18 protein-coding genes are annotated in these 15,781 nt (G+C 72.1%); 11 read left to right on the top strand and 7 right to left on the bottom strand.

Annotated features, from left to right (window positions below):
- The first annotated feature begins 43 nt into the window (after nucleotides 1–43).
- Both TSO221_RS12965 and TSO221_RS12960 read left to right on the top strand, forming a co-directional pair.
- Entirely contained in the window at nucleotides 44–1,417 is a 1,374-nt protein-coding gene (locus TSO221_RS12965) for an ATP-binding protein (RefSeq protein WP_158284077.1), read from the top strand.
- Between the two features lie 4 nt (nucleotides 1,418–1,421).
- On the top strand, nucleotides 1,422–2,051 hold the full coding sequence (locus TSO221_RS12960; RefSeq protein ID WP_109118919.1) for a response regulator transcription factor: 630 nt from the start codon (nucleotides 1,422–1,424) through the stop codon (nucleotides 2,049–2,051).
- 4 nt (nucleotides 2,052–2,055) lie between these two features.
- On the opposite strand, the gene TSO221_RS12955 is transcribed toward TSO221_RS12960, so the two are convergent.
- Both TSO221_RS12955 and TSO221_RS12950 read right to left on the bottom strand, forming a co-directional pair.
- Nucleotides 2,056–2,349 carry a hypothetical protein gene (locus tag TSO221_RS12955; protein WP_109118918.1) on the bottom strand — a complete coding sequence of 98 codons (294 nt, stop codon included), beginning with the start codon at nucleotides 2,347–2,349 and terminating at the stop codon, nucleotides 2,056–2,058.
- A 90-nt stretch (nucleotides 2,350–2,439) separates the two neighbouring features.
- Complete coding sequence (locus TSO221_RS12950) at nucleotides 2,440–4,029, bottom strand: tetratricopeptide repeat-containing glycosyltransferase family protein (protein ID WP_109118917.1); 1,590 nt, start codon at nucleotides 4,027–4,029, stop codon at nucleotides 2,440–2,442.
- A 167-nt stretch (nucleotides 4,030–4,196) separates the two neighbouring features.
- Between TSO221_RS12950 and TSO221_RS12945 the strand changes: the two genes are divergently transcribed.
- From TSO221_RS12945 to TSO221_RS12940, 3 genes are read left to right on the top strand one after another with little or no spacing between them, the layout of a single operon-like run.
- Nucleotides 4,197–4,460, top strand: coding sequence for a hypothetical protein (locus tag TSO221_RS12945; protein ID WP_109118916.1), 264 nt, complete (start codon nucleotides 4,197–4,199; stop codon nucleotides 4,458–4,460).
- A 29-nt stretch (nucleotides 4,461–4,489) separates the two neighbouring features.
- On the top strand, nucleotides 4,490–4,630 hold the full coding sequence (locus tag TSO221_RS35390; RefSeq protein WP_158284076.1) for a hypothetical protein: 141 nt from the start codon (nucleotides 4,490–4,492) through the stop codon (nucleotides 4,628–4,630).
- A gap of 60 nt (nucleotides 4,631–4,690) precedes the next feature.
- Nucleotides 4,691–6,721: a M3 family metallopeptidase gene (locus tag TSO221_RS12940; protein ID WP_109118915.1), complete on the top strand. Its 2,031-nt coding sequence runs from the start codon at nucleotides 4,691–4,693 to the stop codon at nucleotides 6,719–6,721.
- A gap of 131 nt (nucleotides 6,722–6,852) precedes the next feature.
- On the opposite strand, the gene TSO221_RS12935 is transcribed toward TSO221_RS12940, so the two are convergent.
- Nucleotides 6,853–9,039: a helicase-related protein gene (locus tag TSO221_RS12935; RefSeq protein ID WP_109118914.1), complete on the bottom strand. Its 2,187-nt coding sequence runs from the start codon at nucleotides 9,037–9,039 to the stop codon at nucleotides 6,853–6,855.
- A gap of 71 nt (nucleotides 9,040–9,110) precedes the next feature.
- On the opposite strand from TSO221_RS12935, the gene TSO221_RS35385 reads away from it, so the two are divergent.
- Nucleotides 9,111–9,284, top strand: a complete 174-nt coding sequence (locus TSO221_RS35385) for a hypothetical protein (RefSeq protein ID WP_158284075.1) — start codon at nucleotides 9,111–9,113, stop codon at nucleotides 9,282–9,284.
- 132 nt (nucleotides 9,285–9,416) lie between these two features.
- On the opposite strand, the gene TSO221_RS12925 is transcribed toward TSO221_RS35385, so the two are convergent.
- Complete coding sequence (locus TSO221_RS12925; RefSeq protein WP_109118912.1) at nucleotides 9,417–10,391, bottom strand: SDR family oxidoreductase; 975 nt, start codon at nucleotides 10,389–10,391, stop codon at nucleotides 9,417–9,419.
- A gap of 129 nt (nucleotides 10,392–10,520) precedes the next feature.
- Here TSO221_RS12925 and TSO221_RS12920 point away from each other — a divergent pair, with 129 nt between their 5' ends.
- The 3 genes from TSO221_RS12920 to TSO221_RS12910 are packed head-to-tail and all read left to right on the top strand — an operon-like array spanning nucleotide 10,521 to nucleotide 12,340.
- Nucleotides 10,521–10,751, top strand: coding sequence for a sulfurtransferase TusA family protein (locus TSO221_RS12920; RefSeq protein ID WP_109118911.1), 231 nt, complete (start codon nucleotides 10,521–10,523; stop codon nucleotides 10,749–10,751).
- A 13-nt stretch (nucleotides 10,752–10,764) separates the two neighbouring features.
- Nucleotides 10,765–11,997: a DUF2478 domain-containing protein gene (locus tag TSO221_RS12915; RefSeq protein WP_109118910.1), complete on the top strand. Its 1,233-nt coding sequence runs from the start codon at nucleotides 10,765–10,767 to the stop codon at nucleotides 11,995–11,997.
- Nucleotides 11,998–12,016: 19 nt separating this feature from the next.
- Nucleotides 12,017–12,340, top strand: a complete 324-nt coding sequence (locus TSO221_RS12910) for a DUF1244 domain-containing protein (RefSeq protein WP_109118909.1) — start codon at nucleotides 12,017–12,019, stop codon at nucleotides 12,338–12,340.
- Nucleotides 12,341–12,490: 150 nt separating this feature from the next.
- Here TSO221_RS12910 and glp read toward each other — a convergent pair whose 3' ends face one another.
- Nucleotides 12,491–13,741, bottom strand: coding sequence for a gephyrin-like molybdotransferase Glp (gene glp / locus TSO221_RS12905; protein ID WP_109118908.1), 1,251 nt, complete (start codon nucleotides 13,739–13,741; stop codon nucleotides 12,491–12,493).
- A gap of 387 nt (nucleotides 13,742–14,128) precedes the next feature.
- Here glp and TSO221_RS12900 point away from each other — a divergent pair, with 387 nt between their 5' ends.
- Nucleotides 14,129–14,479 (top strand): hypothetical protein, encoded by a 351-nt coding sequence (locus TSO221_RS12900; RefSeq protein WP_109118907.1) that lies wholly within the window; start codon nucleotides 14,129–14,131, stop codon nucleotides 14,477–14,479.
- Between the two features lie 64 nt (nucleotides 14,480–14,543).
- On the opposite strand, the gene TSO221_RS35380 is transcribed toward TSO221_RS12900, so the two are convergent.
- Together TSO221_RS35380 and TSO221_RS12895 are read right to left on the bottom strand one after the other, a co-directional pair.
- Complete coding sequence (locus TSO221_RS35380) at nucleotides 14,544–14,714, bottom strand: hypothetical protein (RefSeq protein ID WP_158284074.1); 171 nt, start codon at nucleotides 14,712–14,714, stop codon at nucleotides 14,544–14,546.
- Nucleotides 14,714–15,187, bottom strand: coding sequence for an NAD(P)H-dependent oxidoreductase (locus tag TSO221_RS12895; RefSeq protein ID WP_109118906.1), 474 nt, complete (start codon nucleotides 15,185–15,187; stop codon nucleotides 14,714–14,716). The genes TSO221_RS35380 and TSO221_RS12895 overlap by 1 nt, the downstream gene beginning before the upstream one ends.
- Before the next feature lie 336 nt (nucleotides 15,188–15,523).
- On the opposite strand from TSO221_RS12895, the gene TSO221_RS36210 reads away from it, so the two are divergent.
- On the top strand, nucleotides 15,524–15,781 hold a 258-nt coding region (locus tag TSO221_RS36210; protein ID WP_211099127.1), incomplete at its 3' end, for a DUF4102 domain-containing protein.

Raw genomic sequence — 15,781 nt, 5'->3', positions numbered from 1 at the left:
TCCCTCTACTATCCGGGGAATGCGTGTGCGAATGGCTGGAACCATGTCTCTGAAGCGGCGGCTGATCGCCTTGTTCGCGCTGTTCCTGCTGCTGTTCACGGCGGCGGGCGGCGGTGTGATCATCATCGACGCGCGGCAGAGCGTGCGGGCCGAGATGGATTCGGTCCTCGAACTCGCCAGCCTGCTGATCGAGAAGTCGCTCGCCGTCGACACCCGCGCCCGCGCGCCGGCCGAGCACGTGGCGGCGCTCCAGCCGCTGGTCGCGGCGCGCAAGCTGCGCCACGTGCAGATCCGCCTGCTCGACCGCAACGGCCTGGCGATCAGCGAGACGCGGACCTCCGGCGCCAGCGACGAGGTGCCGGGCTGGTTCACCGCGCTGGTCGGCGTGCAACCGGTCGTCCGCCGGGTCGAGATCCTGCCGGCGGCCGGCGGCGCCGCGGCGGCCTACGCCATCATGGCCGAACCGTGGGACGAGGTGGCCGAGGTGTGGGAGACGGTGAAGGCGTTGGCCGCCTGCATGGCCGCGCTGTCGGCCGGCATGCTGCTGATGCTGGCGCTGGCGGCCGACCGCGCGCTGCGGCCGCTGCGCCTGTTCGAGCGCGAGCTGGCGCGGATGGAGCGCGGCGACTTCGGCGTCCGCCTCGACCGCCCCGGCGTGCCCGAGCTGGTGCCGATCGCCGCGGGCATCCAGGCGTTGGGCGACAGTCTGGCACGCACCCAGTCGGAGAACCGCCGCCTTGCGGCCCAGTTGGTCGAGGTCGAGGACCGCGAGCGGCGGGAGCTGGCGCGCGACATCCACGACGAGCTCGGCCCCTCGCTGTTCTCGCTGAAGATCGACGTGCGCGAGCTGCACCGGCTGGCGCACGACCCGGCGGTGGCGAAGCCCGGCCAGATCGACGCGCGCGCCGAGGCGGCGATGACCGCCATCGAAGCCATCCACCAGCTGAGCCGGCGCGTGCTCGGCCGCCTGCGCCCGGCGGTGCTGGACCACCTGCCCCTGAGCGAGGTGCTGCACGACGAGATCGCGCGCTGGCGCCGGCAGGCGTCGGGCACGCGCTGGCACCTGGATCTCGACGGGTCGCTGGACGACCTCAGCGACCCGATCCGCCTGACGGTCTACCGCGTCGTCCAGGAGTCGGTGATGAACGCCGCCCGCCACGCCGGGGCGACGGAGGTGGCCGTCTCCGTGGAACGGCGTGCCGGAAACGGCGGCGACCACGTCGTGGTGTCGGTGCGCGACGACGGCCTCGGCGCACCTGCCGCCCCGGCCAACGGCGGATTCGGCATTTCGGGCATGAGCGAGCGGGTGCACGCGCTGGCCGGGACGCTGACGGTCCGGCCGTCGCCGGACGGCGGCACGCTGGTGCACGCGGTCATCCCTGCCGGCGCTCCAGTGTCGGCGCGGGTGGAGGCGTGAGCGCATGGCGTCCGTTCTGATCGTCGACGACCACCGCATCGTCATCGCCGGTTGCCGGCGCCTGCTGACGGAAAGCGGTGCCGGCTACGCGGTGAGCGATGCGACCAACGCCGAGGAGGCGCTGGCCGCCTACGCCGCGCGGCGGCCGGATATGGTCGTCCTCGACCTCGGGCTGCCGGGCACCGGCGGGCTGGAGGTGCTGCGCCGGCTCATCGACATGGATCCCGGGTGCCGGGCGCTGGTCTTCAGCATGTATGACGACCCGATCTTCGTGGCGCGCGCGCTCCAGGCCGGCGCCAAGGGTTACCTGACCAAGAACGACGCGCCGGAGGAGCTGATCGTCGCGGTGGATGCGGTGCTGGACGGCCGGATCTATCTCAGCCACGCCATGGCGCGCGAGCTGGCGGTGCTGAACCACGCGCCGGGCAAGCGGCTGCGCCAGGACCTGACGCCGCGCGAGCGCGAGGTGCTGCGCCGGCTCGGCCAGGGGCTGGCGCTGGGCGACATCGCCGACCAGCTCGGCATCAGCTACAAGACGGTAGCGAACACCTGCACGCAGATGAAGGAAAAGCTCGCCCTCAACAACACCCGCGAACTGATCCGCTACGCTGTGGAACAGCGCCTGGATCTGTGACGGATCACAGGCAGGTGGCCTGCGCCGTCCGCAGGATCTCCAGGCCCTTGGCGTGCTTGGTGGTGACGGCGTTGGCGTCCTCGGGCTTGCCGCTGGCCATGGCGGCCTTCATGGCCTTGGCCGCCTCGAACGCGGCGGCGCGATCAGCGCCGGCGAGCTTGCCCGCCGCGCACTTGCACACCTTGGCATTCTGCGGGTTCTGGGCGGCGTCGCACAGCGCCAGAAATTCATCGGCGAAGGCGGCGGTCGAGAGCGAGACGGCGGCGGCCGTGGCCAGGGCGATCGTCAGGGCACGCATTTCGGTAAATCCTCCAGCGTGGGCGTACGCGAGGAAGTGTGCCTCAATGCATCTCAAATTGAAAGCAAGCCGCGGACGCGTGCCCCTTCCCTATGGCCGGATTCCGCCCGCCGTGCGGCTTTCCAACTCGGCCGCGACCCGCCGGACGACTGCCGGCCAGTCGCCGGGGCTCGGCTGGCGGAAGACGCGCAGCGTCGGGTACCACGGGCTGTCGGCGCGGCCGCGCAGCCATCGCCAGCAGCCGTCGAAGCGCGACAGCAGCCACACCGGCCGGCCCAGCGCGCCCGCCAGATGCGCGACCGCCGTGTCCACGCTGATGACCAGGTCGAGGTTGGCGACGACCGCCGCAGTGTCGGCGAAATCGCCGACCCCCGCCGTCGGATCGATCAGCGCCGAGTCCGCCGGCCACCCGCCGGCCTGGGCCGCCGCCTCGCCCACCTGCAGGCTGACGAAGCGGACGCCCTTGACGCCGGCCAGCGGGCGCAGTTGCGCAAGGTCCAGGCTGCGCCGGCGGTCCACGAGGCTGGCGGCGATGTCGTGCCGCCGCGCCGCGCCGGCCCAGACCAGCCCGACCTTGAGCCCCTCGTGGGCGCCCAGACGCTGCCGCCATGCCGCCGCCGCCGCGGGATCGGGCTGGAGGTACGGGATGCCCGCCGGGATCGTCTCCAGCGTCGTGCCGAGCGCCGCCGGCAGACTGAGCAGCGGCAGATGGACGTCGAACGCCGGCAGCGGCTCCCCGGCCGCGACCACGCCGTCGATGCCGGGCAGGGAGTCGAGCAGGCGCCGCAACGGCTTCGGGCACAGCAGCAGCACCCGCGCGCCAAGCTGCCGCAGCCGCGGGGCGAAGCGGCAGAACTGGATGGTGTCGCCGAAGCCCTGCTCGGCGTGGAGCAGGATGGTGCGGCCGTCCAGCGGCTCCCCGGCCCACGGCTTGCCGGGCAATTGCGGCGCTTGGCTGCGCCACACCGCCTCGCGGCGGCGCCACTCGAATTCCGCGAAGCCGTCGCGGAAGCTCCCCTTGGCAAGGCGAAGCATGCCGAGTTCGGTGTGCGCCTCCGCGAATCCCGGGTTGGCGGCCAGGGCCCGGCGGAAGAGCGCTTCCGCCTCGTCGTCGCGCCCGCCACGCGCCGCGAGCGCGCCGAGGTTGAGTAGGACCTCCTCCGACCCCGGCACCAGCGCCAACGCCGCCCGGTAGGCGGTCTGTGCCTCCGCGCCCCGCTCCAGGTTGGAGAGCGCGTTGCCGAGGTTGTTGTACGCCTTCGTGTAGTCCGGCCGGGCGGTCAGGGCGCGGCGGTAGTCGCGCACCGCCGCGGCGAGCCGCCCCTGCTCCCACAGCGTGATGCCGCGGTTGTAGAGCGCTTCGGCAAAGCCCGGGTCCAGGGCGACGGCGCGGCGGTAGCAGGCCTCGGCGTCGGGGAAGCGGCGAAGCCGTTGCAACGCGTTGCCCAGCGAGTTGTGGAGCGGCGCCAGCGCGCCGTTGACGGCGATGGCCCGCCGCAGCATCGCGCCCGCCTCCTCCCACCGGCCGAGGCCCCCGGCGGTGAGGGCGAGGACCTGAAGCGCGTCGGGGTTGGCCGGATCGAAGGCGAGGCACACACGGCACACGCGGCGCGCGTCGTCGAATCGTCCGGCGCGGTGATGGCCGAGGGCCAGCAGGATGGCTTGGGCTACGGATGACATGGCGGCGGCGGGCGTCGTCCGGAGGGATGGGATCACCGGCTTCGTATAGGCGCGTCCCGGCGGGGGTTCCACAAAAATAGGCGCCGCGCGCCGGGCGCCGCATCTTGCCCCCCGGCGCCCACACCGCTATCACGGATCCGGCCGGCCGAAGCAGAAAGGGAGCGGTGATGGGCAACGAGGAAATCAGCGGGATGCGGCGCGCGGCGGCCATCGCCTCGGTCTGCTCCGTCGCCTTCGTCGAGGAGATGACGCCGCGGCAGGCCGCCCAGGCCATGCGCGACATCATCGTCGAGACCATCACGGCGCACGCCGAGGCCCTGCGCAAAAGCGAGTACGAGCGCGAGCAGCCGCCGATCTCCTACCTTGCCAACGCGGAGGAAGACCCCGACGGCATGGACGGCCCGGATCCCCTGGTGACCGACGAGGGGTGACCTGCTCACGACTGCTACGCGGGGTTGCCATGACGACGTTCCGATTCGCACTTCTCGCCGCGTTGCTGGTGCTCTCCGCCTGCAGTTCGGCCCAGGTCGCCGGCGTTTTCCAGGGCTGGTGCCGCCACGCCGACACCTGCACGGACAACACGAAGCCCCAGCGCCCGTGATTCCGGTTGGCAGCGCACCATGGCCCGCCTAGATCCATGGGCGACGCCACTGGAGGCCGCATGACCGACAATCCCTTTTTCGAGGCCTGGACGACTCCGTTCGGCCTGCCGCCCTTCGACCGCATCCGGCCCGAGCATTTCCCGCCCGCCTTCGAGCGCGCCATGGCCGAGAACGTCGCGGAGATCGAGGCCATCGCCGGCCAGACCGAACCGGCGACCTTCGCCAACACCGTGGAGGCGCTGGAGCGCTCCAGCCGCCTGCTGAACCGCGTCAGCTCGGTGTTCTACAACCTGACCTCCAGCAACACCTCCGACGCGCTGGAGGCCATCGCCCGCGACGTGGCGCCGAAGCTGGCGCAGCACCACATGCGCGTCTGGCTGGACCCCACGCTGTTCGCCCGCGTCGAGGACCTGTACGGCAAGCGCGACACGCTGGGCCTCGCCACCGACCAGCTGCGGCTGCTGGAGCGGCTGCACCTCGGCTTCATCCGCAGCGGCGCCGCGCTGGGCGCGGAAGCCAAGGCCCGCATGACCGCGCTGTCGGAGCGGCTGGCCACCCTGCACACGCTGTTCAACCAGAACGTCCTGCACGCCGAGAAGGACTGGCAGCTGGTGCTGGAGGAGGGCGACCTCGCCGGCCTGCCCGCCTTCGCCCGCGCCGCCGCCGCGCAGGCGGCGAAGGAGCGCGGGCTGGAGGGCCAGTACGTCGTCACCCTCGCCCGCTCCTCGGTCGAGCCGTTCCTCACCTTCTCCACCCGCCGCGACCTGCGCCAGCGGCTCTACACCGCCTGGACGGAGCGCGGCGGCCAGCCCGGCGAGCACGACAACACCCCGCTGATCGGCGAGATCCTGGCCCTGCGCGCCGAGCAGGCGAAGCTGCTCGGCTACGCCACTTACGCCGACTACCGCCTCGACGACACCATGGCCAAGGACACGCCGGCGGTGGAGCGCCTGCTGCTGCAGGTCTGGGAGCCGGCCAAGCGCAAGGCGGCGGAGGAGTGCCAGGAACTGCAGGCGCAGGCCCGCGCCGAGGGGCTGAACGACTCCATCGCGCCGTGGGACTGGCGCTACTACGCGGAGAAGGTGCGGCAGGCCAAGTACGACCTCGACGAGGCGGAGGTGAAGCCGTACTTCGTGCTCGACAACATGGTGCGCGCCGCCTTCGACACCGCCGGCCGGCTGTTCGGCCTGCGCTTCGAGGAACGCCCCGGCTCCCCGGTCTACCACCCGGACGTCCGCGTCTACGAGGTGCTGGATTCGGCCGGCGCGCACGTCGGCGTCTTCCTGCACGACAACTTCGCCCGCGCCGACAAGCGCTCCGGCGCCTGGATGAGCAGCTTCCGCGACCAGGAGAGCTTCGACGGCACGGTGTCGCCGATCATCCTCAACAACAACAACTTCGCCCGCGGCGAGCCGACGCTGCTGAGCTTCGACGAGGCGGAGACGCTGTTTCACGAGTTCGGCCACGGCCTGCACGGTCTGTTGAGCAAGGTGCGCTACCCGTCGCAGTCCGGCACCTCGGTGCGGCGCGACTTCGTCGAGTTCCCCTCGCAGGTCTACGAGCACTGGATGTCGGCGCCGGAGACGCTGCGGACGTACGCGCTCCATCACCAGACCGGCGAGCCGATCCCGGAATCGCTGCTGAACCGCCTGCTGGCCGCGCGCACCTTCAACCAGGGCTTCGCCACGGTGGAGTACACCGCGGCGGCGCTGCTCGACATGGCGTTCCACACCCTGCCCGACCCGACCGGCCTCGACGTGCCGGCCTTCGAGCGCGAAGTGACGGAGCGCATCGGCCTGCCCGCCGAGATCGCGGTGCGCCACCGCCCGCCGCACTTCCAGCACCTGTTCGCCGGGGGCGGCTACGCCGCCGGCTATTACGCCTACCTGTGGGCCGAGGTGCTGGACGCCGACGGCTTCGAGGCGTTCCAGGAGGCCGGCGACCTGTTCGACCCGACTCTCGCCGCGGGCCTCAAGGCGATCTATTCGGCCGGCGACACCCGCGACCCGATGGAGCTGTACACGGCGTTCCGCGGCAGCCAGCCGCGGATCGAACCGCTGCTGAAGCATCGGGGGCTGGTAGGGGCGTAGCTTTCCGGAGCCCCCCCAGCCCCGCTGGGGGAGGGTTGGGTGGGGGCAACGCCCTCCCTGCGAAGCCGCTGTCCCCACCCTTCCCGCTTCGCGGGCCCCCTCCCTCCCCCAGCGGAGCTGGGGGAGGGAGATCAGCGCCTCCTCGGCCCGAACCTCTTCCTTGGCGCGCCCCGGAACCCCGCCGGCGGCGGCGCCTCCCGCCGCCGCGCCTTTGAGGCCAGCATCTCCGACAGGCGCTTGCCGATCGCGTCCCGCATCACCCGCACCCGCTCGCGGTCGGGCAGCAGCGTTGGGAACTTGCGCGCCGCCCAGTGGTACAGGTCGCAGGCCCGCGACAGCCCCTCCAGCGCGTCCGTGTCCAGCCCGTCGATCCGCGCCGGCACCACGCGGCCGAGCGGCAGCGGTTCGCCCGCCTCCACCGCGTCGAGGATCGCCGTCAGCACCCGTGCATCCGCCACCTCGTCCAGGTCGGCCGGCACCAGCAGCAGATCGAGCCGCGCCGCAAGATCCAGCCGCCGCGCGTCGAGCAGCACCGCCACCCGCCGCACCGCCGCCAGCGCGCCCACCCGGTAGGGCGACCCCGCCGTCCGCGCCGCCGCGAAGCAGTCCACCAGCAGCACCGTTTCCCCGGTTCCCAGATACCCGGCGAGGCGCCGCAGCATGCCGCGCGTCGGCCGCACCGCCAGCGGCGCGTCCGGGCGCAGCCTTGTGTCCGCCGCCTCCAGCAGCCGCTTCAAGGCCCCGGGCGTGCCGCGCGCGACGACGCCGAACGCCCCCTCCTCGTGCCGGCCGAAACGGCCGGCACGGCCGGCGATCTGCTTGACCTCGGTCGAGGTGAGCGGGCGCACGGCGCTGCCGTCGAACTTCTCCAGCGCGGTGAACAGCACGCGCCGGCACGGCAGGTTGAGCCCCATGCCGATGGCGTCGGTCGCCACCACCACGTCGGCCTCGCCCGAGACGAAGCGCGCCGCCTCCCGCCGCCGCACCGCCGGGGCAAGCGCGCCGTAGACCGTCGCCACCGACAGCCCGCGCGCCAGCAGCGTGTCGCGCACGCTCAGCACCTCGCGGCGGGAGAAGGCGATCAGCGCGTCGCCCGGCTCGACGTCCGGCCATTCCAGCCGGCGTTCCAGCAGGGTCAAAGGCGTCTTGCGCTCCAGTTCGACCACCTCCAACGGCTCGCCCAGGTGCGCGGCGACGCGCTCGACCAGCGGACGCGCCTCGGGCGCGCCGAGGATATAGACGGTGTCGGCCGGCGCGCCGATCAGCGCCGCCGTCCAGGCCCAGCCGCGCTCGGGATCGGCAAGCATCTGGATCTCGTCGATCACCGCCACTTCGACCGGCCGGTCGGGGTCCAGCATCTCGATGGTGGAGGCGGTGTGGCGGGCGCCCGGCACGCGCATCTCCTCCTCGCCGGTCAGCAGCGCGGTGGGCGTCCCCAGAGCGTTCAGCCGCTCCATCACCTCCAGCGCCAGCAGCCGCAGCGGTGCCAGATAGACGCCGTCGCGGGCGTCCTTCAGCGCCGCGATGGCGCGGTGCGTCTTGCCGGAGTTGGTCGGGCCGGTGACCAGCACCAGCCTCCGCCCCATCCCCCGCGCCACCGGGAACAGGTTCTCGAAGCGGGCGAAGTCGAAATGCCGGTCGACGTACGCCCGGCCCCGCGCCTCGGCGCGCTCGCGCCGCCACGCGTCGAACTCGCGGTCCCAGCGGGCCAGCAGTTCGTCCACCCCCTCGCGATTGCGGGCGGCCCGCGACAGCCGGTCGGCGAGGTCGGCGAAGGTCCAGGCGTCGGCGGCCTCCCCGGCGTCCTCAGCGCAGGCGCGCAGGCGGGCGGCGGTGCGCGACAGCGCGTCGTCCAACGCCGCGGTCAGCGGCGGGTCGCCCTCCAGCCGTCCGGCCAGTTCCTCGTCGGTCAGGTCGGCGAGTTCCAGCGCGTCCAGCGTCCGCGCCACCTGGAGGCGCACGGGGGCGGGCATCTCCGGCCAGCGCAGCTCGTCGGTCAAGGTGGCGCGCACGCGGGTGCGGTCCTCGGCCGGGTGCAGCGCCGCGCGTCCGCCGGCCAAGGCGCGGCGCCCCTGCGCCAGCAGCGCGTCGCGGCGCCGGGCGCGGTCGGCGGCGCCCTCGATCTCCAGCAGGATCGCCGCGCGCCGCTCGGCCGGCACCAGCAGGTCGCGCCTGCCCTTCGGCAGCGGCAGGCCGAGCGGCACCAGCCCCGCGGCCTCCGCCTGCTCGACGCGGGCGTAGCCGGCGGCGGCGGCCGTGGTCACCTCGGGGTGCGCGGCGGCCAGGGCGTGGATCAGCGCAGGGTCGAGGTCAGCCACGGGAAGGACGGCCGAGAGGATCGGGACGGCCGCCTGTTGCCAGAAGGGATTCCGAACCGGAGAGGATGACCATGGACGACACGAAGAAATCCCCGGAAAACGCGCAGGACAAGTGGAAGGGCATGAAGCCCGAAGACCCCGCCATGGGCAAGCGCGACGAAGCCCGCCCCGGCACCCCCGGCACCGGCGAGAACATCGACCCGAAGACAGGGGAGAAGTTCATCGAGGGGATCGGCGGGGGATGAAAGCATCCCTCTCCCGCCCCGGGAGAGGGTGGCCGCGCAGCGGCCGGGTGAGGGTTGCACAAGGATCCTTGAACTTACCCTCACCCTCCCGCGCTCCGCGCGCCCCCCTCCCTCTCCCGGGGCGGGAGAGGGTTATCGCACCCCGTGCAACGGCCGGCTCATCAGCGCGATGGGCAGCAGGAACAGCGCCACGTTGGTCCACGACACGCCGCGCCGCCGCGCCTCCGGTTCCATCCACCCACCGCTCGCGTCGTGGCGGTCGTCGATGGGGTGCAGCAGCGCGCCGTCGGTCTCCGGCGCCGGGCGGTTCTCGAACATCTCCCGCTCGATCAGGCGCGCCGCCGCGGCCTCGGCCATGCCGGGCGCCATGGCGTGCTGCAACTCGGCGAAGCGCCCGGCACCGCCGACGAACACCTCGCGCTGTGGCTTGACCGCCAGTTGCACGATGGCGTCGGCGACCGCCTCGGGCGGAGTCACCGGCCCCGGCGGGCGCACGGCGCGCCCCGTGTAGTTGGCGGCGTGCTGCCACAAGGGCGTGTCGATGGAGCCCGGCATGACCGTGCAGACCTGGATGCCCGGCTCCTCCACCAGTTCCTGCCGCAGCGTTTCGGAGAAGCCGCGCACCGCGAACTTGCTGGCCACGTAGGCGCTGGCGTAGCGCTGCCCCACCGTGGAGACCACCGAGGCGTTGTTGACGATCACCCCCTCCGCCCGGTCGAGGAAGTGCGGCAACACCGCCCGACAGCCGTTCGCCGTGCCCATCAGGTTGGTGCGCACCACCTGCTCGAACATTTCGGCAGGGGTCTCCTCGAAGCGGCCGAAGGCGATGACGCCGGCGTTGTTGACCCACACGTCGATGCCGCCGAACGCCTCGATGGCGCGGCGGACGAGGTGGTTGACCTGCTCCTGGTCGGTGACGTCGGTGGGCACCACCATGGCGCGGCCGCCGACGTCCAGGCACTCCTCCGCCGCGGTGTGCAGCGCCGCGTCGCGCCGGGCCGCCAGAACCACCGTGGCGCCCTGGCGCGCGAAGGCCAGCGCCGTCGCCCGCCCGATCCCGCTCGACGCCCCGGTCACCACCACCACCTTGTTCGATATGCGCGCCATGGCCCGCCCCGCCTCCGCCGTTTCCTCTCAACCTGACAACACCGCAGGCGCCGGGCGGTTGCGCAGGGCTTGGAAACGGCGGCGCCAAGGCGCTACAGTCCCCCGGACGGCAGAGCAGGGAGCAGACGCGTGGCGGCTAGGGAACTGGATGTGCGGGGGCTGTTCTGTCCGTTGCCGATCCTGCGGACTCGCAAGCTCCTCGACAGCATGGCGGAGGGCGAGGAGGTCCTCGTCTACGTCACCGACCCGGCGTCGGTGATCGACTTCCGGCACTTCTGCAACATCACCGCCAACGAGCTGCTGTCGTACGACCAGCGCGAGGACGAGGTGTTCGTCTACCACATCCGCCGGCACCTCTGAGAAGGCTTCAAGCATGGTTGCACTCGCCCCCGCTTCCCCGCCGCCGCTGCGCCCCGGCGCCGTGGTGCACGGTCCCGGATCCGAGCACATCGACGCCCTGCTCGACCGCTTCACCGCCGAGTTGAAGCGGCGCGGCTTCCGCGTCGGCGGCCTGGTGCAGCGCAACTACGGCAGCGGCGACGACTGCGCCGATCAGATGGATCTGGTGGACGTGGCGACCGGCCGCGCCTTCGGCATCTCACAGCACCTGGGGCGGGAGTCGCAGGCCTGCCGCGTTGATCCCCGCGGGGTCGCCGAGGCCAGCCAGGCGCTGCGCCGCGCCGTGGCGGAGCGCGCCGACCTCATCGTGGTGAACAAGTTCGCTGGGCTGGAGGCGCATGGCGAGGGGCTGTCCGACGAGATGCTCAGCGCCATCAGCGAGGGCATCCCGCTGCTGACCAGCGTCGGCAGCCGCTACATCAACGAGTGGCAGAGCTTCGCCGGCGGCTACGCCGACCTGCTGACGCCGGACGCGGAGTCGCTGTGGCGCTGGTGGGGGCCGCACCGGCTGTACGAGGACCTGTTGCTGGGCGTCGAGGACGCCGAGGTCAGGCGCGTCGTCATCGGGGCCAAGTGGATTCTGGTCGAGACCACGGCGGGGTCCATCGGTCTCGCCGCGCGCCCGTCGGGCAGCGCCGGCGCTGCGGTGCCGGCTCCGGAGTCGTGGGCCGGGTGGAGCCTGAAGGCGCTCGCCGAACCGGCCGCGCGCGGCTGGGACGCGCTGGGGATCGCCATCGGCGTCGCCGCGCTCAACGCCCACTACAACCACGTCGGCCAGACCGGGCCGGCCGTCAACGGCCTGGACCAGCACGCCGAGGCCGAGGGCCGCGTCGTGGTGGTCGGCGGCTTCCCGCAGATCAGGGAGCGCCTGCCGCGCGCCCAGGTCATCGAGATCGACCCGCGCCCCGGCGAGTACCCGGAACCGGCCTGCGACTGGCTGCTGCCCGGTGCCGAGGCCGTGGTGACCACCGCCTCGGCGCTGGCCAACCGGACGCTGCCGCGCCTGCTGTCGGCGAGCCGCGGTGCCCGGGTGACGCTGGTCGGGCCGGGGACGCCGCTGACGCCACGGCTGTTCGACTACGGCATCGAGACGCTGTCCGGCTTCGTCGCCGAGAACGTGCCAGCCCTGGTCGAGGCGATCCTCGGCGGCGCCTCGTCCAAGCAGTTCCATTGCCACGGCCGCTTCGTGACGCTGAGCCGCGGATAGAAGCAAGAAAGGGAGAGAGATGGACGACCGCACCCGCACCGAACTGGAGGCCGCCGCCTTCCGCGGCCTCGTCGCGCACCTGCGGAAGCGCACCGACGTGCAGAACATCGACCTGATGAACCTCGCCGGCTTCTGCCGCAACTGCCTGTCCAAATGGTACCGCGCCGCGGCCGTCGAACGCGGCGTCGAGATGAGCGAGGACGAGGCGCGCGAGGTGATCTACGGCATGCCCTTCAAGGAGTGGAAGGCGCAGCACCAGAAGGAAGCCTCGCCCGAGCAGATGCAGACCTTCGAGGACACCAAGCCGCTGCACGCTGAGATCAGCGGGCATAACAGGAAGTAGGTCTTCAAGGCCCTCCCCCAGCTCCGCCCCCAGCTCCGATGGGGGAGGGTTGGGTGGGGGCAAGTTGGTCCCGCAAAGCCGCTGCCCCCACCCTCCCCGCTTCGCGGGTCCCCTCCCTCCCCCCGCGGAGCGTGGGGAGGGCAACAATGCCTACCCGAACAGCCCGGTGAACGGCAAAAACGCCACCATGTCGCCCTCGCGGATGGCGGTCTCTCCTGCGGGCATGTCCACCAGCCCGTCGGCCTCGACCATCGACGTCAGCACGCCGGAGCTGTCGATCGGAAACTTCCGCGCCACCGGACGGCCGTCGGCGCCGATCTCCAGCCGGGCGCGCAGGAACTCGCGCCGGCCGGGCTTCTTGGCGAACGCGAACCCGGCGACCACCAGGCAGCGCGGCGCCTGCACCGATTCCGCGCCCATCAGCCGCAGCACCAGCGGACGGCCGACCAGCATGAAGGTCACCATCGCCGACACCGGGTTGCCCGGCAGGCCGAGGAACGCCGTGCCGCGCACCTGCCCCAGCGCCAGCGGCTTGCCCGGCTTGATCGACAGCTTCCACAGGTCCACCGAGCCGAGCGCGCTGACCGCCGCCTTGACGTGGTCCTCCTCGCCCACCGAGACGCCGCCGGAGGTGACGATCAGGTCCGCCGTGCCGGCTGCGTCCTCCAGCGCGGCGCGCACCGCCGCCGCCTTGTCGGCGAGGATGCCGAGGTCGCGCACCTCCGCCCCCAGCGCCGCCAGCTGCGCGCCGATGGTGTAGCGGTTGGCGTCGTAGATGGCGTGGTCCGGCTTGGCGCCGCCCGGTTCGCGCAGTTCGTCGCCGGTGGAGAACAGCACGACCCGCAGCCGCCGGCGCACCGACAGCGAATTGCGCCCGACCGCCGCGGCCAGCCCGACCTCCTGCGCGCGCAGGCGCCGGCCGGCCTCCAGCACCACGGATCCGGCTGTCATGTCCTCACCGGCCGGGCGGATGTTGGCGCCGCGCGCGGGCGGGTCGAGCACGACGACCGCGCCCTCCTCGGCCCGGCAGTCCTCCTGCATGGCGACGGTGTCGACGCCGGCCGGCACCGGCGCGCCGGTGAAGATGCGCACCGCCTCGCCCGGCCGCACCATTCCCTCGAATCGTGCGCCGGCCGGTACGCGGCCGACCACCGGCAGGCGCAGCGGCGAGTCGGGATTGGCGGGGGTGGCGTAGGCGTAGCCGTCCATCGCCGACACCGCGGCGGGCGGCACGTCGACCGGGGCGGTCACCGGCTCGGCCAGGATGCGGCCCAGCGAGTCGGGCAACGGCACCGTCTCCACGCCGGTGACCGGGCCGAAGCCCTGGACCACGCGGGCCAACGCCTCGTCGAGCGGCATCGGGCCGGAACCGGAAGCGGGGCGGGAACAGTCGGTAGCCATGGCATCTCCTCGCGGCGGCTGCGCGGCGGCCATGGTCGCCGTCCGCGCGTTCGCTTGCAACAGCCATGGCGGCGAGGCCGCGCCCTTGACCTCCGTCAAATGACCCCGTCAAACGGCGGCCGCGAACGCGACAAAGCCGCCGCCACCCGAAGGCAGCGGCGACCTCCTCGTCAACACCAATACGATGCGCGTTTTGCGCCTCGCAGACGCACTGTCGGCGAAAAAGGGGTAGGGCGCAGTGACGGCCGTCACACCCCGGTGTGTGCGGTCATGAAACGACGGCTTCTGTGGTGCGTCTCACACCGGCGCCGGGCAGGTGCGGGTAGGGTCCGGTCATCGAGACACACCGGGGCGGACAGAGCCCCAGCAACCCAAGGAGACGACCCCATGATCCGCACTTCCCTGCTCGCCGGCTTCGCCTCGCTCGCGCTGTTCGCCGCTCCCGCCATGGCGCAGAACGTGTCGAACATCTCGAACACCGCCGCCGGCATCGGCAACACTGCCACCCAGAGCGTCACCACCATGCAGCGTGGCGGCGGCCTGTTCGCCGGCCCGAATGTCGCCAACGTGGCGAACACCGCGGCGGGCATCGGCAACACCGCCGCGCAGGGCGCCACCGTCCTGCAGCGCTCCGGCGGTCGCGTGCCCTTCGGCGGCCCGAACTTCGCCAACGTGTCGAACCTCTCCGCCGGCATCGGCAACTTCGCCGGCCAGGGTGCCCTGGTCCGCCAGCGCTGATCCGCTTTCCCTCCGTCCTCCCCGACCTCACGCTCCGGCCGTCCGTGGCCGGAGCGCCTTCTTGTCAGAGATATGTCACCATGACGCCGGCCAGCATGGCGGCGAAGGCGACGGTCGCCAGCATGGACGCCAGGGTCAGGGCTCCGCGCCACCACATGTAGACGGTGACGGCGATCACCGTGGCCGCGGTCATCATCAGCCCGCCGTTGGAGCCGTCGAACAGAGAATCGGGCATCAGAAAATCCCCATGTCCAGCCCGGCGGCCATCAGCGCGCCCAGCTCCCCGCAGCGAATCGTAAAGTCATCCTGGAACGGGCCGCGGCAGATCAGCGGCTCCTGCACCGCCCGCCAGCGCAGGCCGGTGGCGATGCTCTCGACCGCGCGCCGGGTACCGGTGCCGTCATGCCCGGCGCGGACGTACAGAGCGTAGGGCATTCCCTGGGTGCGCTCCAGGCATGGATAGTAGATGCGGTCGAAGAAGTCCTTCAGCGCCCCGCTCATGTACCCGAGATTCTCCGGCGTGCCGAGAATCACCGCCCGTGCGGCGAGCACGTCCGCCGGCCCGGCGTCCAGCGGCGCCAGGACGCGCACGGCCATCCCCTCGCCGAGATTCGCCTGCGCGCCACGCAGAACCGCGTCGCGCAGCCGCCGCGTGTTGTCGGACGGCGCGTGGGCGACGATCAGCAGGATCTTGGAGGTGTCGGTCATGCGGGTCTCCCCAGCCCGTCGGCAGGACGTCCGACGACATCGGCTTGGCTGGAGGAGGTGGCGAAGCGGGGGGCTGCCGAAATCCGGTTCGCCGCGGTTCGCTCCGGCTCCCCCTCCCTTCTGCAACCATTGGAAATTCTGACGTTCTGGTTCATGCCGGTTCGTCGACGGTCGCCGTAAGCCGTGAGGAAGTGTGGGACGGAACCCGCCGAACCTCACCTCCCCAGCTCAAAGCGAGACTGTGGGACGGAAGCGCCGGTCAGCGTCCCACAGTCTACAGCAAAGCGGCGGGCAAGTGGTTGACCGGTTTGCATCCGACCGTTCGGAGAACGAAAGATGGCTGTCCGCCTAACTGCAGCCCAGGTGCGGAACGCCAAGGAGCCGGGACGATACAGCGACGGCAACGGCCTCATGCTCGTCATCGGCACGGACGGCTCCCGCAAAGAAGGAAGGCCCCGGCCGGACGAACCGGTCGGGGCCAAGGTCAAGGGAGGGAGAGACGTGACCCGGTGCTCAGCGCTGGCGGACCAGGGCGCCCTGGCCGGCGAAGTTGCCGATGCCGGCGGAGAGGTTCTGCACGTTGGCGAGGTTCGG

It is taken from the genome of Azospirillum sp. TSO22-1, assembly GCF_003116015.1.
Taxonomy (GTDB): domain Bacteria; phylum Pseudomonadota; class Alphaproteobacteria; order Azospirillales; family Azospirillaceae; genus Azospirillum.
The sequence above is the reverse complement of the archived record's forward strand: the minus strand, read 5'-3'. Positions and strand labels throughout refer to the sequence as shown.